The organism is Pseudoduganella sp. R-43 (assembly GCF_049913255.1).
Lineage (GTDB): Bacteria > Pseudomonadota > Gammaproteobacteria > Burkholderiales > Burkholderiaceae_D > Rugamonas.
In genome coordinates, this window is sequence record NZ_CP183988.1 from 3,195,294 (window position 1) to 3,217,461 (window position 22,168).

Sequence of the window (22,168 nt, forward strand, 5' to 3'; positions counted from 1 at the left end):
ATGCTGACACCTAAGATACTCGATGAGGCGCGTCAGGCCGCGCATCCTCCTCAGCGCTGGCTGGAACTGCTGGCCGAAAAACTGGGGTTACTGCCAGCCGAAGCATTAAAGCAGGCGGCGGAAGCTCTTGGCTATGCCGCTATTGATGCGAGCGAAGTCGGACGCTTGGTACCGGCGTTTGATCGCGCACCCTACAAAGATATGCTGGAGCGCATCGTAATCATTTCCGAGCAAGACGATGGTGGCCTGGTTGCCGTTCTCGGCCTGCCGTTCGATGCAGCCGCAGGCGCGTGGCTCGCGACTCTGCCGCTGGCCGACATTTACCTTGGCGACCCGGCTGCCATACGCGAGCGCCTTGAGTCGTATGAAGGTACGTTTAGCGCCGTGGCAGATGCGGTGGGCATCGAAGAGGCTAGTGAGATCGAGCGCGACTCAAGCGCCGACTTGACCCTGACTGGCATTCAGGGCGAGGCCAGCCCCGCCGTCCGCCTGATCAACTCCACGGTGTTCGACGCCTTGCGAATGGAGGCCAGCGACATCCACTTGGAAACTTTGCCGCAAGGCTTGGTGATCAAGTTCCGTATCGACGGTGTACTGAATCACATCGCTTCGGTTAACAACCCGGCCCTTGCGGACCAGGCAATTGCACGTGTGAAGGTTTTGGCGGACCTGGACATCGGCGAAAAGCGCATACCGCAAGACGGCCGTTTCCGTGTTGCGAGCAGGGGGCGTGATATCGACATCCGCGTATCGATCATGCCAAGCATTCACGGCGAGGATGCCGTGCTGCGCGTGCTTGACAAGAAGGCGCTGATTGACAGCGTTCAGCGCTTGACGCTGGACTCGCTCAGTTTCGATAAACAGACAATCCGCTTGCTGCGCCGCCTTGCAGCAGAACCTTACGGCATGATGCTGGTGACCGGGCCGACCGGCAGCGGCAAGACCACGACGCTGTATGCCGCATTGACTGAAATTAACCGCGGCGAAGACAAAGTCATCACCATTGAGGACCCCGTCGAATATCAGTTGCCGGGCGTGCTGCAGATCCCCGTCAATGAGAAGAAAGGCCTGACCTTTGCAGTCGGCCTTCGGTCAATCCTGCGTCATGACCCCGACAAAATCCTCGTGGGCGAGATCCGCGACGCCGAGACCGCGCAGATTGCAGTGCAATCCGCGCTGACTGGCCACATGGTGTTTACTTCCGTTCACGCCAACAATACGTTCGACGTGATTGGTCGTTTCATGCACATGGGGGTTGACCCCTATAACTTCGTATCGTCGTTGACGGGTGTGGTCGCCCAGCGACTCTTGAGACAGAACTGCCCGCATTGCAGTGAGCCAGTGGCAATTGATGCGTCGTTGCTGGAGGAGTCCGGCATTCGCGATCCGGAGAATTATCTATTTCACGCGGGGCGCGGCTGCGTCCAGTGCCGAAATACCGGCTTTAAAGGGCGTCGAGCAATTGCGGAAGTACTGCGGCTAACGGATGAAATCCGCGAGATGATCGTCGCGCGGGCATCGATTCGCGCTCTGAAGGAACAGGCACGACGCGAAGGAATGCGCTTCCTGCGCGACGTTGCGCTGGACCTGGTGAAGGAAGGCCATACCACACTGCAGGAGGTGAATCGTGTCACTTTTGTGGCCTGAGCGCCTTACTATCGGCCTGTTTCCAGGCCAATCCTGGATAGTGCGCGATGCTGTCGTCACTCAGCATGGGGCGGAGGATTTGCTGGTTGCGCTCGAAGGCATGCTGAGCGCCCAAGCGAAGCCGCTACGCAGGGGCACTCGTGTACAACTAATGATCTCGGACAGCGTTGCATTTGTCATGCCATTGGCTTGGCAGGAGTTGCTGACTTCTCCGGACGAATTGCGCACCTACGCGCGTGCGGCCTTTGAGCAGCGAGGGGCACCAGTTGATGAGGGGTGGATCGTGCAGACAGGTTTCCGTCACTTCCGTTCACTGGGAATTGCTTATGCGGTACGCAGGCAGTGGATAGAGCAGGTACTTGAACTCCTGGCGGCGAAAGGCCTTAAGCTGTCATCGGTCCTGCCCGTGTCGGCTGCAGCGTACTGGCGCCTGGCGGGGGCGGCGCAAGCCAAGCAGATTGTGCTGCTGCGCGAGCCTGCCCGCTTGACGGCAATTGCTGGGCAGGGCGCGCGATTCCTCGATCTTGACGTGCAGCCTGTTGCCGGCTCGTTCGAGCAGGCTGCCACACGGCTCTTGAAGCGGGTGGCGGTTGCGCAGGGAGACGTTCAACAGGTCTCTATCTGGCACGCCGAGCCGGAAAGTTCCGTGTCGCTGGATTCCATCATCTCGGCATGTCTACCGGATGCTGCGACCGCGCGGCTGCCTTTGTGTGCATGGAGGTGAACATGGAACGAATGATGAACTACCTGAAGCCAGAGCCGCGCCACACCTCTAGATTGGTGCTGATTTGCGTCGCCCTGACCGTCGTATCGATCTGGCTGGGACTGATCGCGAGATCAGAGCATGGAAAGGCCGCCACATGGAACGCTCAGGAAAAAGCGCTGCGCACCGCAAACAGGCCGAAACCTGCGCCGCCCTTATCTAAAACACAGGTGGAAGATTTAAAGCGCTGGAACGCATTGAAGGCTGAGCGCGGTTTTAACTGGGAACCGATCTTTGTAGCAGTTGAGCGAGCCGGTAACGCCGACATAGAGCTGCTGGCATTTCAGCCCGACAAACCCGCGCGCCAGCTGGTGCTGCGAGGGGAGGCGAAAGATGGTTTGGCTGTTGTTGAATTCATCGAGCGCCTAGGGAGGCAGAGAATCCTGATGAACGTTCATCTTACGCGCCAGAAGAACATGCAGCGCGTCCGGATGTCGACGATTTCCTTTGAGATCAAGGCGACATTGACGCAATGAACGCAATGATTTTGGCCATTAATATTCTTGAGATGGCACTGTAATTTTGTATGCCCAAAACGGTTGGGGCAGCGCGGCAAATAATTCTTGCTCATCCGGCGCAGGTGTACTTGCCTTCCAAGCCACCACTGCAGGTGGGAAGGCAATGGCAAGCACCGCCTTGCGGCGCACCTCGCTCAAAAAGCCGTTATCGTCTACACGAACGATAATCATTCGGATACCCCAAAAGGAATTGTCCAATGGTCATGTGACCGCACTCAGTTTGCTCGCCGTGGCACAAGTTTAACGCTGGGTAGTCCGCAGTTGACTTACGGCGCATACCTACGAATGGTGTTTAGAGTGCAACTACTTGGCGAGCGGTCTTGGTGACAGCTGGGTGAGCCGGCACGCTTGCGGTTTTAAGGCTACTTTGGTCCGGCAAGGACGATGATTTTCGTTCACGGCCATTGCTAAGAATTAACATCTCTTGTTACAATTAACATTTTCCCATGCGCCACGCCTTGTGGTGCCAACTAGTCCAGCGATATTACGAAGAGATACAAGATGGGCAAGACGTTGCTGTCGTTAGTGCTCGCCGTGTTTGCGAGCTTATTTGGTGCATCCGCGCTTGCAGAGCCAACCGGGGCTCCCGTGAAGATTCTGAGCCTTCGCCCGTACAACACGCCCGCCGGGGGAAATATCTATGTCGAAGTAAGTCAATCTAACCAGCCGTGCGAAACGCAGGGCTACGTGATCGACCTCTCATGGATTGGCGCCAAAGAGGCGTACGCTGCTGCGTTAACCGCGTTGGTAACGGATAAATCTGTCCGCATTGAGGCGGTAAATAGTGGCTGCACCGGATGGGGCACCAAGATCCAGTCCATTATCCTGATCAAATAGCACCGTCTGCACATTTGCCTGGTCCGGCACGCCCAGAATTCGGGCTTCATTCAAACCTCGTTATACCGATTCGCCGATGTTTAAATCTAAAATTTTGTTGCTAGTTGCTGTAGCACTCAGTCTTGCGTCTGCTGGCGCATTTGCGGAGCCAACAGGCGCCGCTGTAAAAATTCGAAGCGTGCGCCCCTACATCTACGATGCTGGTCCGGTCGCTTATATCTATGTAAGCCAATCGTCTGCCCCTTGCGAAACAGACACCTACAAACTCGAACTATCGTCACCTGGTGCAAAACAAGTATACGCCGCCGCTCTTGGCGCTCTTTTGGCTGGCAAATACGTGAGAATTGAAGTCGACGGTTGCACCGGTTGGGCATCAAAAGTCCGCTCGATTTTTATCGATGAGTAAGGCGACGTCTGAAATTCACTGAAATTAAATAGAAAAACATTCAGCGGCGAGCTCTGCGTCGCTTCTCTTCGCTTCAAATCCTCCTTAGAAACAATGTTGAAGAAGACTTTTATTGCGTTCATGTGCGCAACGTTGATGCTGCCCGCGATCGCGGCAGACACTACGGCTCCGAACCCTGATCCAAACGCCGTGAAAGCGGCGATGAATGCGATCTTCAGCTTATTGCTGGACGATGACTCAGGAACTTCAACTACGCCACCAAGCGGTGGAACGGGTGGAAGCGGCAGTGGCGGAATGAGTACGCCGGGTCAGGTTACGCTAGCCAATTTTACGACACCGCACTTGAATGACCCGGATGCCGGCACTTTGCCGGGAGAGCTTGGTGTTTCTAACTCTGGCACTGCGACCTATAGCATTCCTCTAGTTGTGCCACCTGGCACTGCGAGTCTACAACCAAGTCTGTCGTTGAACTATAACGGTTCGACTCAGAACGGCCTGCTGGGTGTTGGTTGGACGTTGGGCGGATTGTCAAGTATTCACCGCTGTGGGAAGACCATCGCCCAGGATGGCGTTAACGAGCGCATTGGCTTTACCACTGCGGACCGGCTGTGCCTGGATGGTCAGCGCTTGATCCTGGCGAACAGGGCGCTCACAGATGAGAATTATTGGGCAGAAGGTGCCGAATACCGAACCGAACTAGAGTCGTTCAGCCGAATTACTGCACTTGGCGGCATCGCCGCACGTACCTTTAAGCTCGAATCCAAAGATGGCAGGATTATGACTTATGGCGGCGGCACAGCTACAGTCGCGGTCGTTGTTCAGCCCGTTCAAAGCGGGGCAGATGGCAAACAGCCTGACGCCGCGAGTAAGTTGGGTGCTCAATCGTGGGCGATAGGGCGGGTCCAAGACCGCGTCGGCAATTACATTCGATTCGAATACACCCAGGATATGACACGTGGTGAGCATCGTCCATCCGTGATTCGGTATGGCGGCATGGGGGCATCGGGCGTAAACGCCCCTCACGCAGCCGTACATTTTAGCTACGACAACTCGCGCATAGATAAATGGAAGCGCTATCTGGACGAGACTCGAATCGACCTGGTCAGCCGGCTGAATGGAATAATCACCTACGTCGGCGACAACCTTGATGGTGCAGTATCCAACAACTTGGTTCCATCGGGTTGGCGCGAAGTTCGCCGCTATAACCTCGCTTACGAAGCCAGCCAGAGCAGCGGTCGCAGTCTGCTGAAATCGGTCGAGGCATGCGCGCGTGGAAAGTGTCTGCCGAAGACTGAATTTGCATGGGGCCAGCCGGATCCTTCAAAAGCTGCAGGGTTCACCTACATAGGTAACTGGGCTGGCGCGCCGGTGCTGACAACCTTTAATCCAACTGCGGATAAATGGTCGACCCACCATGCCGATTATTTCGCGTTCAGCGACTTCGAAAGCGACGGCTTTACTGATGTTCTTGAGAAGCGCAAAGCATCACCGCAGGATACCGACGACGTGTCCAATTATGGTAACCCAATTCCTCCCGGGACTCTGTATAGCTCGTACGCTTATTATCATAATACCGGTCAGGCGAACTCTGGCTTTGTCAAATACAGTTATGGCCTCAACACCGGCGAGCGCTTTGTTGTGCTCGAAGTGGGCGATTTCGATGGTGATGGCGCTTTGGATCTTCTGGCACGAACTTCCAGCGAGACGAAGATTTGTTTGTCGCCTTTAGCAAATCCTGCTGCGCTACGGGCAGGGTCTTTTATTACGTTCAATTGCAATAGTGGATTGGCGGCGAAGGGAGAGAATACTTCTAACGGATCGCCGTACGTGGTTGATGTCGCAGGTGATGGTCGTTCGGCACACTACACGCAGATGGATAACTCAGGAAAAGCCTATCTGTGCTCGGGCAATTCCTGCATTCAAGATGCTGATCCGCCGTACCGTGTTCTGAGCAACTGGCAAGCGGACCGAAATTTGTGGGGTTACGCGACGCGCAATTACATGGACTTTGCTCAGATGGTTGACTATTCCGGTGTGGGCAAACCATATGACACGCGTTGGAGTAGTCCGTATTTCGTCCAGCCATATGATCCTGAGTTCGGAGCCATGGACCCTTATTGGGTAAACTCGCAACCTTGGATTGGCATTGACGGGTTCCGTAAGCCTGGTGAACGCATGACAACGGTAGCGGATTACAAATACCCGGAGATCCCGTGCACGATCACTATCACCGCCTGTACTTGGTATACGTTTGAGGGGCCGTTCCAAAGCGCCGGCTCGGCCGCTGATTTCAACGGTTCCGGTTACAACGGTCTAATCTTCGGCTATCTCGAGCACAGCCAGGCCCCTGGTCCACGTTTCAGAAAACTGGAAACTACAGTATGTCTTTCGACAGGACGCGCCCTCGACTGTGACGTGCGTAGAAAATTCAGCGGCGCGCGCTCTGATGCGGCTGGAGATACAGGCTACTCGCGGATCCAGGCAGTAGGCAACTTTATAGGAGACGGAGCGCCGTCGATCTTGGTCGAAAAGTATTCGTATGCGACATCGGTGCCTGCACTGACCGGGCAGCTTCAAATGTGCCGGATTATCGGAGACGCGACCTCGGCCGATAAATCCGATGCAGCTATGACCTGCTCGGACTGGGCGGGGCCAGCATTAAGAAGTCTGAGTTACGGATTGAGCGCTGGCGACGAGTTCTACTTTATGGACTTGCTTGGGACTGGGCGCACGCAACTGGTGAAGTATCGCTCAGGGAAATTTGTTAATGGTACTTGGGCGGAGGATGGCCGTTGGGAGGTCTACGCGCCAGTTGACGTTGCCGTATCGGGGCAAGCACTGGACCGTATACATCGCGTTACAAATGGCTTCGGGGCAGTGTCGACCGTGGAATATACGGAACAGGGGGCGGCGAGCCAATCAAACCGTGTCTATGGCTATCCACTGCAGCGTACTCCAACGGTTGGAAAAATCGTCAATCGTCTTGTTCATAGCAACGGAGCGGGGATTTCGCGTACTGCAACCTATGCTTATCAAGATGCCGCAACAAACATGCATGGCCGTGGCTCCGCCGGCTTTGGAAAAATTATATCCACGGACGTAGAAAACGACATCGTAACTACGAGGGAATATAGTCAAGTTTGGCCTTTCGTCGGCCAGTTGACCTCTGAACGTGTGGAGAATAAAGGCTGCGCTCTGAGCAATAAAACTAACTCGATTCGTGCTCAGTCAATCGTTCAAGCTAACGGTGTGTCAACCCTGTTCCCTTATTTGCTGCAGGAAGTGACCCAGCTTCGTGATTGGAACTGCGCTGACCTTGGCACGCGCACGACGACTAATACCTTTGAGGACGCACCAAGTGCGATCTATGGCAATTTGAAGCGCCAAGAGACAGTGAGGGAAGGGGCCGGCAATAGGTTCGTTACCCTGGTTGACACTGTTTTCCAAGACAACGCAACTAACTGGATGATTGGTCTACCAGTATCGGTGACCAAAACACAATACGACACCCAGTCGAGTTTGACCCGAAAGGTGGCCTTTGCCTATGACGCCAACGGACAGGTCAGCAAGGAGATCGTCGAACCCGATGCTACAGGCGAGGAACGTGACCTCTATCGCGTGGAAACGGACTACATCCGTGCTGGGAACACGTTCGGCCTGGTTAAGGAGAAGAGGCAAACCTGGAAAGACAAAGATTCGGGCCAGATGCTGACGCGTACAGTCAGCGATACGACCTACGATAGCCGTGGGCGATTCCCTTCGACTGTAAAGAACGCGCTGGGTCACCAGGAAAGCTATAGCTACGACGAAGGTACCGGGGTAAAGATCGGCCTGAATGGTCCGAATGGCGTCGCCACTACGTGGGGCGTTGATGGATTCGGCCGTGTTGAATCGGCAATTCAAGAAGTCGATGGCGTGCGGATGCAGACTTTGAATTACTTCAAACGCTGTATCGGCGACTGCCCTGGTGGGGCGAGAGTCGTACAAGTTACAGAAGTCTACAGCGGAACCTCCAGGACCGAAGTACCCGTGTTGGTATATTCGGATTCGCAAGGCCGCGTATTGACGACTGAGACGTGGGGATTTGACGCTACTCGTATTCGAGCCGATAAAGAATATGACAGCCAAGGTCGTCTGCGAGAAAGCTTCAAACCGGCATACCTGGGCCAGCCGCGCTATTCGGACGTGCTGTTTGCATACGATGGGCTTGGCCGTGTCACCTCGGTCATTTCCGGAGGCGAATCGGAAACTAAAACTGAGTACAGCGGGTACAGGACCGTAGAAACCAATGCCAAGGGTTACCAGCGGATCATTGAAAAGGATGCGGTGGGGCAGGTGCGATTCGTCATCGATGCAAATGGTAAGGCAACAACCTACAGCTACGACCCGTTCGGCAACTTGACCAGAACTACCGATCCAAATGGAAACGTGACGACAGTTTCCTACGACCGTATGGGTCGTAAGACAGACTTGCGTGATCCGGACCTGGGTTGGACCCATTTTGACAATGATCCGCTCGGTCGCGTGTGGAAGCAGGTCTCCCCGAACCAACGTGCGGCAGGTCAGTTCACTCGCAGTGAATACGATCCTTTGGGGCGCATGACTGCAAGGTATGAACCGGATTTGGAAAGCCATTGGATCTACGACACTGCGGCGAACGGGACAGGTCTGTTGGCTGAGGCCTACACTGGTACGCCGCTGAAAAAAGATTACAGCCGCGTGCACGAGTACTACAGTCTCGGCCGTCCAAAGCAAGTAACGCAGAAATTAACCGACGGCGTTTATAAGCAAACGAATGAATATGATGCTTGGAACCGTCTAAGTGCACAGGTATATCGACGCAATGATGAGGCCGCAAAACGCTTCGATCTGCGCTTCAACGCTATGGGCTACCTTGAGCGAATCGAACGAGGCAATCTCGTATTGTGGAAGGCAACCAAACAAGATGCTTCGAATCGCGTGACAGCCGCATTGCTTGGGAATGGCTTGTTGCAGACCAAAGTCTATAACGCCGGCAATGACACGCTGACCTCGATTCAAGCTAGTTCCGCAGGAGTACGCCGGGTCGAAGTCGGGTACGAGTACGACAAGCTGCGCAACGTGACTAAGCGCACCCAGTATTGGGAAACCGCTGGCTTTAGCGAGGATTTTGGTTACGACCGCCTGAATCGCGTGTCGAGCAGCAAAGTGCTCTCAGTGGAACAGGTATATGGCTATAACGATGACGGCGGCATTTCGAGTAGGACGGGTGTCGGTTCATATACATATCCAACTCCAGGATCCGGTGTGGTGCGTCCTCACGCAGTGAGGAACATCACTGGCATTGGCGATTTCAATTACGACGACAACGGTAACCTGGTGAATGGGGCTGGGCGGACTGCTGTGTGGACAAGCTTCGATATGCCAAAGAGCATTAGCAATGCTAGTGGCACGAGCGAGTTTGTTTACGGACCAGAACATCAGCGGGTGAGGCAGGATCGCGGTGATGGAACGCAGATTGTCTATGCGGGGCCACAGGAAGTCGTGACTCTGGGCAGCACAGTTTCGGTGAAGACGTATTGGCCGAATGGTATTGGTTTGGAGATTGATCGATCCGGCGGGCCAACAGAATTGCGCTGGTCTCACGTGGATCATTTGGGCAGTGTCGTCGCGCTTACTGACGAAGTTGGCAACGTGAAAGAACGTATGTCTTACGATGTCTGGGGCAAGTGGCGTCGCTTGAACGCGAGCGGACTCCCAATCGCATTGGATGGAATTCCGGACAATAGCGGTTACACCGGCCATGAAATGCTGGAGCAGTTGGATCTCGTTCACATGAACGGACGCATTTATGATCCGGTCGTGGGGCGGTTCCTTTCGGCGGACCCGTTTGTTGAAGATCCTTTGAATGGGCAGTCCTTTAACCGTTATAGCTATGTGATGAATAATCCGACCAATCGGATCGATCCGACGGGTTTCACTGGCTGCGGAGACCAGGCTAACGGCAATTCGTGTGATCCAATGCCAACGGTACACGTTCCGGCCCCGGGGAGTGAAACGACGATTTATGGACAGCCAATGGGGGCTTTCACTGACCATCTCTCGATGGGAACTGGTGAAGGAGGCATGAACGTATTCCACCATGTTGGCACTTTCGGCCCGGCAGCAAAGCGGCAGGCAAATGCAAAGCTGGGAGGTGTGAGTCTTAATGGTGTTTCAGCAGGCGGAGGCACGGAAAGCAAAGAATCGTCTTCTTATGATCGTTTCAGCAAATGGGCGCATATCGGTCTTAGCGGCGCGGGAGCAATTCCGCTCTTCGGTGTCGGAGCCGACCTAATTGACTTGGGGCTGACCGCGATTGAGTATCCGTTTGGAAAATCAGATGGTTGGGATCTTGGACTCGGTGCGGTAAGTATCCTTGCAACGTTGACGCCAGGACCGGGTGACGGAGCTGCCGCCGCCGCAAAAATGGCGCGCCGTGCTGCTAAGGTTTGCAACTGCTGCTTCGCAGCTGGTACGCCTATTATGACTGTAGATGGCGAAGTCCCTATCGAGACTGTTAAAGTTGGGCAGTTAGTATTTGCACGAAATGCAGAGAACGGTGAAACTGAGCTGAAGCCTGTGACCGAGCTGATAGTTACCGAGCAAAAACTGTTGTATGAACTGGTAACCCTTTCGAAATCTGGTGTGGAAGAACGTCTTGAGGTAACTGACAATCACCCCTTCTGGGTGGGGGGGAAGGGCTGGGTAGACGCAGCAAAGCTTGAGGCTGGCATGGAGTTGGTTGATCTAAAAGGGGAACCGCTCACTGTGCAATCGCTTCGAAGCCTAGATCGCCTCGACAAAACCTATAACTTCACGGTTGCCGATTTCCATACTTACTTTGCGGGCAAGCAACGGGCCTTCGTACATAATTGCACGTGTACGAAAGCGGTCGCATACTCTGTCGCCTTCGAGGCTCAAATTGCAATGAAAGGAGCTGGCACTCGCGGATCTCATTTCACCGATGCTAACAAGACCTTGAAAGCGGAGATGGCGAAGGATGCAAAGTTTGCCGAAATGATGGAAAAATTAGGGGTCGCGCTTCCATCACGCCTGGATCAAAGTCCGGCCGGATGGTCTTGGCATCATGTTCCCGATCAACCGGGGTTGATGCAGCTTGTGCCAAGGCCGCAGCATCAGGGGAGCTCTTGGCAGTGGTTACTTCACCCCGGACAACAAGGTGGATTCAAGCTTTGGGGTGACCTATATTAGGAGAATGAAATGAACTTGGGAGAAATCCTGGAGAATTTTGAAGAGCTCGGTGATGACGAGGTCATCTTTGCCGAAAAGCCTTGGAATCATTCAGCCCGAGCTGAGATTGGTCATTTGGATTCGGAATGTAGGGTTCCCGAATCAATTCGGTCGATCGGATTGAGTTACTTTCTAGAGGTCATTACAGCCAAGGAGGCTCTGGAAGTCTTTGGCGATAAACCGCCAACAGTAGAAGAGCGGTCTGCGCTGCTTTTGTTTTATGCAGAGAATGACGCGTTTCCTGACTGGGTATTTGAACGCTAGGGCCTGCTACTGATCTGCTTTGGTAAAGTTAGACGCTTTTGAACGCGAGTTTTTTGGTCAATAATTCCTTAGCGATGGAGGATGAGCATGAAGCGAAAACATTCTCCTGCGGAACAAATAGCCGTTCTGGGCAAGCCGACTTGGGTATGTCGGTCGGCGATATCGTCCGGAACTCGGCATTTCTGAACAGACCTTCTATCGAGGGTAGAAGCAATATGCGGTTAGACTGCTTGAACGTCCATTGGTTCAGTTCCCTGGCCGAGGTTCAAGCGGTCGTGGAGACCTGGCGCGTGGACTACAATGAGATCCGGCCTCACATGACTCTCAAGGCCGAAACTTCAAAAGACTTCGCTCGGAGACCGGTCGCTGAAGAGTTGGGAAAAGGCCGTTAGCCGACCAAATTCGCGGCCGCAAAAAGTCCATGAAATCCAAGCGGAACAGTGCCGCGTGTGCTTTGATGTCTAGCCAATTATCGACGGTAAGTTCGATTGGTTCGATGGGGACATCAGCCGAGTGTGGGTAAGCGTCCAACCAGCGTTGATTGCCGGCGGCATGGCAGCGCCGGGCCTTTTGGCGTGGGTGGCGATCAGCAAATTCGCCGATCACTTGCCGCTGAACCGGATGGAATAGATCGCGGCTCGCCAAGGCGTGACGTTGGCGCGCTCTGCGCTGGCTGAATGGCTTGGCAAAGTCGGCGTGGCTCTGCGGCCGCTGTGCGACCGGCTGGCGCAGTTGGTGCGGCATCGCCCGTGCCGTCATGCCGATGAAACGCCAGTGGTGCGCTAACTCGAACCCGGCCAAGGGAACACACGGCAAGCCTGCTTGTGGGCTTATCGCTTCAACTGCCTCGATGAGGGGCCGCCCATCCGCACGTGCGGAGGAAATCTTTCGACCTGCACGCTGCCAATGGGCAGCCCAGTGGCGGCCGATGCGCTGCAGCGGATCGATGCCCTGTACGCCATCGAACGACAGGCTGTCAGCTTGATGCCCGAGGAATGGCTGCAGCTTGGCCGGTTGCAGGCCCTGCCTGCACTGGCAGACCTGCATGCCTGGCTCCTGGCGATGCAACCGGCGGTAGCGCTTGGCAGTGGCACTCACAAAGCCATTGAGCATGTACTCAAGCGCTGGCCGGCACTGGTGTGCTACGTGGACTTGGGCACCTTCCCGATCGACAGTAACGCCGTCGAAAGCGCGATCCGCCCGATCGCCATTGGAAAGAAGAACTGGCTCTTCGCTGGCTCGTAGCGCGCCGGCCGGCGCGCTACGTCTCCCGACGTGCCCAAACAGCCAGTTCGATTCGTTGCTGCCATTCCCGAACTCTACGCAGTCTTAGTGATACTGCCTAGAGTGGTCGGGCTGGCCGCTTACCGTGCTTTGACGTCGAGCCAGTAGACGACGGTAGTTCGATTGGTTCGATGGGAGGCATCAGCCGTGTGTGATCCCAAAGCTTTCCGCCATCGGCCATACCGCGGTTATGAGCTGTCCGGATCAGCCAGTTCGCAGGCTCGCCTGACTGCTGCGCCCTGTGCAGTCCCGGCATCTGGTCCCGCTTTTACGGTAGGCCAGACACAACAGGCGTATAGCTCTAACCCTGCAGAATTCCTGGCGAGCACCGCTTCTGAAAGAAGATCCGTTCTGTAAGACGATGCCATTAGAAATCACGGCCACTGTGGCCCAGTTGCGATGTGTCTGCGCTAATGCTTGTTGCCCAAAATGAATATATTTTGTTACAATTAGCCATTTGTCCACATTCGTTGCTTGAAGAGCTAAAAAGCCCAGCGATCTTACAAAGAGATACAAGATGGAGAGGAAACTGTTGTCGTTAGCGCTCATGGGATTTGCGAGCATGTTTGGTGCATCCGCGCTTGCAGAGCCAACCGGGGATCCCGTGAAGATTGTGAGCCTTCGCCCGTATAACACGCCCGCCGGCGGAAATATCTATGTTGAAGTAAGCCAAGCTAACCAGCCGTGCGAAACGCAGGGCTACGTGATCGACCTCTCATGGATTGGCGCCAAAGAGGCGTACGCAGCTGCGTTAACCGCGTTGGTAACGGATAAATCTGTCCGCATTGAGGCGGTAAATAGTGGCTGCACCGGATGGGGCACCAAGATCCAGTCCATTATTTTGATCAAATAGAACAGTCTGCTCATTGCCTAGCCCAGCACGCCCAGAATTCGGGCTTCATTCAAACCTCGTTATACCGATTCGCCGATGTTTAAATCTAAAAGTTCGTTGCTAGTTGCTGTAGCACTCAGTCTTGCGTCTGCTGGCGCATTTGCGGAGCCAACAGGCGCCGCTGTAAAAATTCGAAGCCTGCGTCCTTACATCTACGATGCTGGTCCGGTCGTATACATCTATGTGGGCCAATTGTCTGCCCCTTGCGAAACAGACACCTACAAGCTCGAACTCTCGTCACCTGGCGGAAAGGAAGTGTACGCCGCTGCTCTTGGTGCTCTTTTGGCTGGCAAATACGTGAGGATTGAGGCCGATAGTTGCACCGGTTGGGGTTCGAGAGTCCGTTCGCTATTTGTCGACGAATGACAGTCGACTTGAACAATACTGAGCCATAACTTGCCACTACGGTCATACTTATATCGCCCCTAGCGACCGCTTCACAAAACCTAAACCCAATGTTGAAGAAAACCTTTGTTGCGCTTATTTGTGCGACGTTAATGCTGCCTGTGATCGCGGCGGATACGACAATTCCGAGCTCCGATCCAACTGCCGTGAAAGCGGCGATGAATGCCATTTTTAGCCTATTGCTAGACGATGATTCGGGGACTTCGACAACGCCACCAAGTGGTGGGACAGGAGGCGGCAGTGGGAGCGGGGGAACCGGCACTCCGGGACAAATCACGCTTGCGAATCTTTCGGTACCGCATCTGAACGATCCAGACGGTGGAACTCTGCCGGGTGAACTAGGAGTCTCTAACGGGGGGGCTGCAACATACAGCATTCCGCTTGTTGTGCCGCCTGGTTCGGCAGGTCTTCAGCCAAGTCTATCGCTGAACTATAGTGGATCTACTCAGAATGGCCTTCTCGGGGTAGGGTGGTCTATCGGCGGGCTGTCGAGTATCACGCGCTGCGCGAAAACTATCGCTCAAGATGGCGTTAATGATCGGGTCAGCTTCACGACCTCTGATCGTCTTTGCCTGGACGGTCAGCGTCTGGTCCTCGTAAACAAGGCGGTAACCGACGATAACTATTGGTCGGAAGGTGCCGAATACCGAACGGAGATAGAAACATTCAGTCGAGTGACTGCATTAGGCAGCATTGGCGCTCGTACTTTTAGGGTTGAAACGAAAGACGGGCGAATCATGACGTACGGTGGCGGTACAGCTACCGTCGCAGTTGTCGTGCAGCCTGTGCAAAGCGGCGTGAACGGCAAACAGCCCGATGGAGCAAGTAAGCTGGGGGCGCAGTCTTGGGCGATTGGCCGCATTGAAGACAGAATCGGCAATTACATCAAATTCGAATATAGCCAGAACATGACGCGCGGCGAACACCGCCCGTCTGTCATTCGCTACGGTGGCATGGGCGCTTCGGGCCCAAACACGCCACACGCTGCAGTTCACTTTGGCTACGATGACACGCGCTCGGACAAATGGAAGCGCTATCTGGATGAGACTCGCATTGACCTCGTTAGTCGCCTTAGCGGGATTGTTACCTATGTTGGTGACAACCTTGATGGTCCTGTCTCAAATGGGCTGGTGCCGGCTGGATGGAACGAAGTTCGCCGGTATAACTTGGAATATATCGCCAGCAAGAGTAGTGGTCGTAGCCTGTTGAAGTCGGTTCAGGGATGCGCGCGTGAGACCTGTCTGCCAAAAACTGAATTCGATTGGGGACAACCTGATCCATCCAAAACACCTGGTTTTGAGTTCATTGGCAATTGGGCCGGGGCGCCGATCCTGACAACAAACCAGAGGCTCGATTATCCTGCCTCACTTAACCATGCCGACTATTTCGCCTTCGCGGACTTTAATAACGACGGTGCGACGGACGTTCTTGAGAAACGCAAAGCCTCGCCGTTGCCAAGTGGGACGGGATTTGACATGGCAACGGTTGCAAATCCCTTTCCCCCCGGTACATTGTTTAAGGAGTACGCGTACTACCACAATAGTGGCTCCCTAAGTGCCGGCTTTGCAAAGTATATGTATGGCCTGAGTACAGATGAACCATTTGCTGTACTTGAAATTGGCGATTTTGACGGCAATGGCGCGCCCGATATTCTGGTCGCAACGCCAAGTGGGACCAAGATTTGTATTTCTCCGCTCGCTCGGCTAGAGAGGCTTTCGGTGGGAGTCTCGAAGTTCGTTTTCAACTGCGATGGCAGTTTGGCCGCCAAAGGCGAAAACGTAATCGGCGCAATGCCCTACGTAGTGGACGTTACCGGCGATGGTCGCCCCTCACACTACACGCCAATCAATGCAAATGGCAAAGCTTACCTTTGCACTGGCAGTTCTTGTGTGGAGGACTCGGACCCTCCTAAACGGGTACTTAATAGTACATTTAGTGATCCAAACTCGGCGAGCTTCACTCAGCGAGACTACGTTGCCTTTACGCAGATGGTCGATTACGCAGGCGTGGGTAAGCCTTATGATACCCGGTGGACCGCACCAATGTATGTTGAGCGCGATCAGAATGGGAATCCTATCCAACAGCCATATTGGGCCAATCTTGCTCCGCGCGTTGCAATTACCGGGTTCCGCAAGCCAGGGGAGCGTCTCGCGCAGGTCGCCGACTACGTATATCCTGAGATCTCCTGCACAGTGCAGGGAGCATGGTGCCCGTCGTATTACCAGTTTGATTGGCCATATCGGGGCGGCGGTCTGTCCGCTGACTTTAACGGTTCGGGGTACAACAGCCTCATATTTGGATATATCGAGACTAAGGACTGGTTTAAGTACAACCGAATTGAAACTACGGTTTGTTTGTCCACTGGTCGATCACTGGATTGCGACGTGCGCAGAAAATTCAGCGGCGCACGCACCGAGACTCCGGGCGATACGGGCTATTCTGTGATTCACTCCGTTGGCAATTTTGTCGGCGACGGCATGCCAGGAATACTGGTCGAAAAACAGTCAATGGTGGACGGCATCGCGACGCGATCGGGGCAACTTCAAATGTGCCGGCTTACCGGTGATTCGACCGCAGCCGATAAGTCTGACGCGTCCATGGTTTGCACGGATTGGGCGGGTCCAGGCCTTCCTTTAGGCAAGTACATCGATCCCGAGGTGACGGCTGAAGATAAGTTCTATTTCATGGATCTACTGGGAACAGGACGTTCACAGTTGGTGAAGTATCGTTCTGGCAAATATGTTAACAATGTCTGGGTAGAAGATGGGCGATGGGAAGTGTATGCACCTGTGGATATTGCGCCCGCAGGTCAAGCGCTTGACCGAATTCATCGCGTCACGAACGGTCTAGGGGCCGTAGACTCTGTGGTGTATGAAGAGCAGGGTTACGATAACCGGTCGACAAACGACAGGCCCTATCCGCAACCACAGTCGCCATTCAGTGGAAAGCTTGTCAAGCGCTCGACGCATGGCAATGGAGCGTCCGTTTCGCGAAGCTACACTTATCAGTACTCAGCCCCAGCTATCAACCTTCAAGGTCGTGGGGTTCTGGGTTTTGGCAGGGTGAAAACAACGGACGTCGAAAATGGCATCCAAACCGACAGCCTTTACTCACAAATTTGGCCGCATATTGGGCAGGTTGAAACGAAATGGGTGTCCAGCCGGGTCAACAATGCATTGGCGGAAGAGAAGAATACGTTAAAGTCCCAAACAATCACGTATGCGAACGGCGCTCGCACCGTGTTTCCGTATGTAGGCGAAAGCGCCATAACGCGAAGAGATTGGTACGGCCAAGAGCTTGGAACAGTCACGACAACGAACACCTATGAGGAAACACCGGCCGCTAGCTATGGCAATCTTAAACTCCAAAAAATTGTGAGTAGTGGAGGTGGCAACGAGTTCGTTACGACGATCGCTACCACGTACCAAGACAATGCAACGAAGTGGCTGATCGGATTGCCAGATTCAGTTACTCGGACACAATCAAGTACAGTCGCGGGTGTGAAAACTAGCGAGGCGCGTAAAGTTGCTTATGCCTTTGATCCTAACGGCCTGCTTAGCAAAGTGACGACCGAACCCGATGCTGCGGGGGATGAAGGCGACCGCTACCGTGTTGTGACGGATTACATCCGAACGGGCAATACGTTCGGTCTGGTGAAGCAGACCAAACAGACTTGGAAGCATTCGAACCAGACGCTAACGCGTGTGCTTAGCGACATCGATTACGAGAGCAAAGGACGTTTCCCTTTGACCGTCAAGAACGCGCTCGGCCAGCAGAAGACCATTGGTTTTGATGGCGGAACTGGCGCCATCATCAGCCTGAAAGGCCCAAACGGCCTATCGATTAGTGCTGTGCCGGATGGGTTTGGTCGTATTAAAACGACAATCAACGACCAGAATGGCTCTCGTGTTCAGAGCTACTTTAAGCGTTGCTTGGGCGACTGCCCTGGCGGCGCAAAAGTTGTTCAGATAACGGATGCTTTCAACGGTGCCAATAGAACTGATGCGCCTTTATTGGCCTATGCAGATGCTCAAGGTCGTGTACTTACCGCTGAAACTTGGGGCTTTGACGGTACGCGTATCCGCGCCGATAAAGAATATGACTCTCAAGGTCGCCTGGAAAGAACGTATCAACCGACCTACCTCAATCAGCAGCGTTATTTGGATAAACGTTTTGCTTACGATGGATTGGGACGCGTGGAGTTTGTTTACGGCCAGGACGAGACTGGAACAGAAACCGTCAACAAGACGCAATACGTTGGCTATAAAACGATTCAGACCAATCCGATGACGTATTCGCGCACCGTCGAGAGGGATGTGGTTGGTCAAATACGGTCGGTTAAGGACGCGAACGGAAAGTCAACCACCTACACCTATAGTCCATTTGGTGACTTGGCCAGCGTGACTGATCCGCTTGGCAACGTAACGACGATCTCGTATGACCGCTTGGGCCGTAAGACGGATTTGAATGACCCCGATCTGGGTTGGATCCACTACGATGTCGATGCATTGGGACGAGTGTGGCAAGAAGTATCGCCAAACCAACGAGGGAAGGGCCGCTCTACACGTACTGAGTACGACATGTTGGACCGTGTGACGGGGCGCTATTCATTTGATTTGGAAAGTCATTGGATCTATGACACTGCACCAAACGGCATCGGCCAATTGGCTGAAGCATATGTCGGCGCGAACAAGGATGGTTACAGGCGCACGTATGAATATGACGAATTGGCGCGGCCAAAACAAGTGACGCAATGGCTCACTGACGGCACCTATGTGCAGAAAACAGAATACGACGATTGGAGCCGACCAAAGGCTCAGGTATATCAGCGCAATGCCGACACTGCCAAGCGCTTCGATATGCTTTACAACGGATGGGGCTACATCGAGCGCGTAATGCGTGGGGACCTCGAGCTTTGGAAGGTGAACAAGCAAGATGCTGCGAATCGACTGAGGGAGGCCAAGCTCGGCAATGGATTGATCGAAACCAAAGCGTTCAATGACTACACTGGCACGTTGACCTCTATCCAGACCAGTGCTGGTGGCGTCCGTCGCACGGAAGTTTCGTACGAATACGACAAGCTAAGTAATGTTAAGAAGCGTGTGCAGTATTGGGAGAACGCTGGCTTCATCGAGGACTTCTCTTACGATAATTTAAATCGCGTCAAATCCAGTAAAGTGCTTTCGCAAGAGCAAAGCTATACCTATAACGACGATGGGAGCATTGCAAGCAAGTCTGGTTTAGGAACCTACAGCTATCCGCCTGGGGGCAACGGTGTTAAGCAACCGCACGCAGTGACGAACATCACTGGGTTAGGTGCATTCAATTACGACGATAACGGCAATGTCTTGGTTGGCGCTGGCCGTACAACTGAATGGACCGACTTTGATATGCCGGCTAAGATTTCGGATGCGGCAGGACACTGGAGCAAGTTTGCCTATGGCCCGGAGCGCCAACGCACACGACAGGATCGCGGCGAAAGTGGAGATGTCATTTACGCAGGCCCCCAAGAGGTCGTCGCGTCGGCGAACGGAAACACGGTGAAAACTTATTGGCCTGCTGGAATTGGTCTGGAGATCGACCGTCCGAACGCTGCAACCGAATTGCTTTGGTCGCATGTCGATCATCTGGGAAGTACTGTTGCTTTGACCGACATCAGGGGCGCGGTTAAAGAGCGCATGTCTTACGATGTGTGGGGCAAGTGGCGTCGTTTGAATGAAGCCGGGATGCCCATTTCTCTCAATGGGATGCCCGATACCAGCGGGTATACCGGGCATGAAATGCTGGATCAGCTTGATTTGGTGCACATGAATGGACGGGTTTACGACCCAAATACAGCGCGCTTCCTCAGCGCCGATCCGCATGTGACGGATCCATTTAATGGACAATCACTTAATCGGTATAGTTATGTGATTAATAATCCGCTGGCCTATACTGATCCCACAGGATTTGACCCTGTTTACGGTCAAGTTTGGCAGGTCGCCTATAACAATCCTTGGCAGCCGACTAGCGGGTCCGGAAGTACGAATTGCAGCACTTGGTGCTTCCAATTTAACTATAGCGCCATAAGGAATGATCCGAAACCGTCTCCCCTTCCTGGTCCGGCAACGCCAGCTGCGCCCGATCCATCGAAGGCCGGTAAGGCACCGAAGGATGTCACGAGCATGACTGTTCAAAGCCCGACTTATGCTGGTAGTGGTGGAATTGCCTCCCGTTTTGAACAAAGCGCTTTCGGACAGTTCATTAGCACTATGGGGCAGGAATTTAAGGCTGGATGGCGCGACACGAAGAACTCGAACGAAACACTTGGAGAATTCATCTTCGATAAGGTCTTGCCCGCTTGGCCAGGAGGCGGCTCATCCACAGGCCTCGCTCTAAGACTGGGCAGATTTGGGTTGGCAGCTGAAACTGCAGTTCAAGCTTGTTGCTGTTTCCCGGCTGGGACACCTATCGCAACCGAAGCGGGAATGATTCCGATCGAGGAAATCAAGGTAGGGCAACTTGTTTATGCGAGGAATCCCGATAGTGGGGAAACGAAGTTAAAGCCGGTAACACAGCTAATGATCACGCAGCCCAAGCCTCTCTTTAAGCTGACTACTCGTGACGTTAGTGGTAAGCTCGAAGCGATGGAGGTGACTGACAATCATCCTTATTGGGTTGAAGGCCAAGGTTGGGTAGATGCAGAGAATCTGCAGCCTGGCATGGTCTTGGCGAATCTTGATGCAGGATCACTGCTCGTCGTTTCACTTGAAATGGTGGGGCGCAGTGAAACTACGTATAACTTTACGGTTGCAGACTTCCACACATTCTTTGCCGGGAAACAAAAGGCGTTTGTTCATAATTGCAACAACACTTGCAAATTTGGGGCGCAGGCAGTCTCAAGCTTGGCAAGGCTTCCTGCCCCAGCAGTGATGCATGACCACCATCTTTTGCCACAGCAGTTTAAGAGCTTCTTTGCAAAACTTAAAATTAATATTCATCAACACACAGTTACAATCAGTGAGTTGTCGCACCAGACTGGATTGCACCGCAAAGGTTTAGGAAATATGCCTGGGGGGTGGAATGCACAGTGGGCGGATTGGATTGCCAAAAATCCAAACGCGACTGCAGCACAGGTCTATCAGAAACTGGGTCAAATGATGGTTGATTACAATATCGCGCATCTTCCAATTCACCCCTATAAACAATAACTTACTTATATGCGAAAAATCCCACCTTTTAAATTGGTGCCTGAGCCATTGAATGAGGAGGCCCGAACCTTGCCTCCTTTTAAATGGGCTGGCGATGATATTGGAAAGCGTCACCGTTTGGGAGGTGAGCCAGACTTCATACAGAACGACACTGCTCCAGTGTGCTCATGCGGAAAAACTATGAGTTTTTATGCTCAGCTCGATTCGATTAATGATGAGTTCATACTCGATGACTGCGGCATGATATACGTTTTCGTATGTTTCGATTGTTTGGAGACCAAATCACTCATTCAATCTTATTGATTCGGCCATGTTAGATTTTGATCGGATTATGTGTAGTGGTCGCGATCTGATCGGACAGTGACCCGGATTGGACGTCGGCGCTGTCAGATCAAATTCCGTCGTTCGGTGCGACGATTTTATCGCGCCATGTCTCATTTCCGTCAATTAGAGTTTACATCGACGGCCACAGCACATCTTGCCTTGATGCGTGCGCTCGTTGTGGTAGTAGCGAAGCCATTCATCGACGTCCACCTGCAGTTCATCGATGCTCCGGTAGATCCTTCGCCGAAAAGCTACCTGGTAAAACTCCTGCAGGATGGTCTTATGGAAGCGCTCGCAGATTCCATTGGTCTGCGGGTGCCGGACTTTCGTTTTTGTGTGCTCGATCTCGTGTAGTGACCGAGTGAA

The 22,168-nt window shown here is 53.6% G+C and carries 13 protein-coding genes and 2 pseudogenes; 12 read left to right on the forward strand and 3 right to left on the reverse strand.

Features of this window, described 5'->3' with window-relative positions; all coding sequences use genetic code 11:
* The 3 genes from ACN9M3_RS14710 to ACN9M3_RS14720 are packed head-to-tail and all read left to right on the forward strand — an operon-like array spanning nt 1 to nt 2,886.
* On the forward strand, nt 1-1,647 hold the full coding sequence (locus ACN9M3_RS14710) for a GspE/PulE family protein (protein WP_426323373.1): 1,647 nt from the start codon (nt 1-3) through the stop codon (nt 1,645-1,647).
* Nucleotides 1,628-2,371, forward strand: coding sequence for a hypothetical protein (locus ACN9M3_RS14715; RefSeq protein ID WP_426323375.1), 744 nt, complete (start codon nt 1,628-1,630; stop codon nt 2,369-2,371). The genes ACN9M3_RS14710 and ACN9M3_RS14715 overlap by 20 nt, the downstream gene beginning before the upstream one ends.
* Before the next feature lie 2 nt (nt 2,372-2,373).
* Nucleotides 2,374-2,886: a hypothetical protein gene (locus ACN9M3_RS14720; protein ID WP_426323377.1), complete on the forward strand. Its 513-nt coding sequence runs from the start codon at nt 2,374-2,376 to the stop codon at nt 2,884-2,886.
* Between the two features lie 18 nt (nt 2,887-2,904).
* Here the strand turns inward: ACN9M3_RS14720 and ACN9M3_RS14725 are convergent, their stop codons facing one another.
* Nucleotides 2,905-3,099, reverse strand: a complete 195-nt coding sequence (locus tag ACN9M3_RS14725) for a hypothetical protein (RefSeq protein WP_426323379.1) — start codon at nt 3,097-3,099, stop codon at nt 2,905-2,907.
* Between the two features lie 330 nt (nt 3,100-3,429).
* Between ACN9M3_RS14725 and ACN9M3_RS14730 the strand changes: the two genes are divergently transcribed.
* The 6 genes and pseudogenes from ACN9M3_RS14730 (at nt 3,430) to ACN9M3_RS14755 (ending at nt 12,099) form a co-directional block, all read left to right on the forward strand.
* Complete coding sequence (locus ACN9M3_RS14730; RefSeq protein ID WP_426323381.1) at nt 3,430-3,765, forward strand: hypothetical protein; 336 nt, start codon at nt 3,430-3,432, stop codon at nt 3,763-3,765.
* Nucleotides 3,766-3,841: 76 nt separating this feature from the next.
* The gene (locus ACN9M3_RS14735; RefSeq protein WP_426323383.1) at nt 3,842-4,171 is read left to right on the forward strand and encodes a hypothetical protein; all 330 of its coding nucleotides are present in this window, start codon (nt 3,842-3,844) and stop codon (nt 4,169-4,171) included.
* A gap of 201 nt (nt 4,172-4,372) precedes the next feature.
* On the forward strand, nt 4,373-11,404 hold the full coding sequence (locus ACN9M3_RS14740; protein ID WP_426323385.1) for a polymorphic toxin-type HINT domain-containing protein: 7,032 nt from the start codon (nt 4,373-4,375) through the stop codon (nt 11,402-11,404).
* Between the two features lie 9 nt (nt 11,405-11,413).
* Entirely contained in the window at nt 11,414-11,707 is a 294-nt protein-coding gene (locus ACN9M3_RS14745) for a hypothetical protein (protein ID WP_426323387.1), read from the forward strand.
* A gap of 87 nt (nt 11,708-11,794) precedes the next feature.
* Nucleotides 11,795-11,909, forward strand: a pseudogene (locus ACN9M3_RS14750) (IS3-like element ISBcen22 family transposase); the annotation flags it as partial.
* A 13-nt stretch (nt 11,910-11,922) separates the two neighbouring features.
* Nucleotides 11,923-12,099, forward strand: coding sequence for an integrase core domain-containing protein (locus ACN9M3_RS14755; protein WP_426323389.1), 177 nt, complete (start codon nt 11,923-11,925; stop codon nt 12,097-12,099).
* Here the strand turns inward: ACN9M3_RS14755 and ACN9M3_RS14760 are convergent.
* Nucleotides 12,032-12,508, reverse strand: coding sequence for a hypothetical protein (locus ACN9M3_RS14760; RefSeq protein ID WP_426323893.1), 477 nt, complete (start codon nt 12,506-12,508; stop codon nt 12,032-12,034). The two genes, ACN9M3_RS14755 and ACN9M3_RS14760, sit on opposite strands and share 68 nt — an antisense overlap.
* 105 nt (nt 12,509-12,613) lie before the next feature.
* Between ACN9M3_RS14760 and ACN9M3_RS14765 the strand changes: the two genes are divergently transcribed.
* The 3 genes from ACN9M3_RS14765 to ACN9M3_RS14775 all read left to right on the forward strand — a co-directional run bounded on the left by ACN9M3_RS14765 (nt 12,614) and on the right by ACN9M3_RS14775 (nt 21,478).
* Nucleotides 12,614-12,952, forward strand: a complete 339-nt coding sequence (locus tag ACN9M3_RS14765) for an IS66 family transposase (protein ID WP_426323391.1) — start codon at nt 12,614-12,616, stop codon at nt 12,950-12,952.
* Nucleotides 12,953-13,508: 556 nt separating this feature from the next.
* Entirely contained in the window at nt 13,509-13,844 is a 336-nt protein-coding gene (locus ACN9M3_RS14770) for a hypothetical protein (RefSeq protein ID WP_426323393.1), read from the forward strand.
* A gap of 494 nt (nt 13,845-14,338) precedes the next feature.
* Nucleotides 14,339-21,478 carry a polymorphic toxin-type HINT domain-containing protein gene (locus ACN9M3_RS14775; RefSeq protein WP_426323395.1) on the forward strand — a complete coding sequence of 2,380 codons (7,140 nt, stop codon included), beginning with the start codon at nt 14,339-14,341 and terminating at the stop codon, nt 21,476-21,478.
* Nucleotides 21,479-21,869: 391 nt separating this feature from the next.
* Here ACN9M3_RS14775 and ACN9M3_RS14780 read toward each other — a convergent pair.
* Nucleotides 21,870-22,159 (reverse strand): annotated as a pseudogene (locus ACN9M3_RS14780) (integrase core domain-containing protein); the annotation flags it as partial.
* Nucleotides 22,160-22,168: the final 9 nt, after the last annotated feature.

What these genes read in the sequence shown, in the direction of transcription:
- ACN9M3_RS14710 (WP_426323373.1), top strand. Translation starts at nt 1, where the DNA reads ATGCTGACACCTAAGATACTCGATGAGGCGCGTCAGGCCGCGCATCCT.
- ACN9M3_RS14720 (WP_426323377.1), top strand. Translation starts at nt 2,374, where the DNA reads ATGGAACGAATGATGAACTACCTGAAGCCAGAGCCGCGCCACACCTCT.
- ACN9M3_RS14725 (WP_426323379.1), bottom strand. Translation starts at nt 3,099, where the DNA reads ATGATTATCGTTCGTGTAGACGATAACGGCTTTTTGAGCGAGGTGCGC.
- ACN9M3_RS14730 (WP_426323381.1), top strand. Translation starts at nt 3,430, where the DNA reads ATGGGCAAGACGTTGCTGTCGTTAGTGCTCGCCGTGTTTGCGAGCTTA.
- ACN9M3_RS14735 (WP_426323383.1), top strand. Translation starts at nt 3,842, where the DNA reads ATGTTTAAATCTAAAATTTTGTTGCTAGTTGCTGTAGCACTCAGTCTT.
- ACN9M3_RS14740 (WP_426323385.1), top strand. Translation starts at nt 4,373, where the DNA reads ATGAATGCGATCTTCAGCTTATTGCTGGACGATGACTCAGGAACTTCA.
- ACN9M3_RS14745 (WP_426323387.1), top strand. Translation starts at nt 11,414, where the DNA reads ATGAACTTGGGAGAAATCCTGGAGAATTTTGAAGAGCTCGGTGATGAC.
- ACN9M3_RS14755 (WP_426323389.1), top strand. Translation starts at nt 11,923, where the DNA reads ATGCGGTTAGACTGCTTGAACGTCCATTGGTTCAGTTCCCTGGCCGAG.
- ACN9M3_RS14765 (WP_426323391.1), top strand. Translation starts at nt 12,614, where the DNA reads ATGGGCAGCCCAGTGGCGGCCGATGCGCTGCAGCGGATCGATGCCCTG.
- ACN9M3_RS14770 (WP_426323393.1), top strand. Translation starts at nt 13,509, where the DNA reads ATGGAGAGGAAACTGTTGTCGTTAGCGCTCATGGGATTTGCGAGCATG.
- ACN9M3_RS14775 (WP_426323395.1), top strand. Translation starts at nt 14,339, where the DNA reads ATGTTGAAGAAAACCTTTGTTGCGCTTATTTGTGCGACGTTAATGCTG.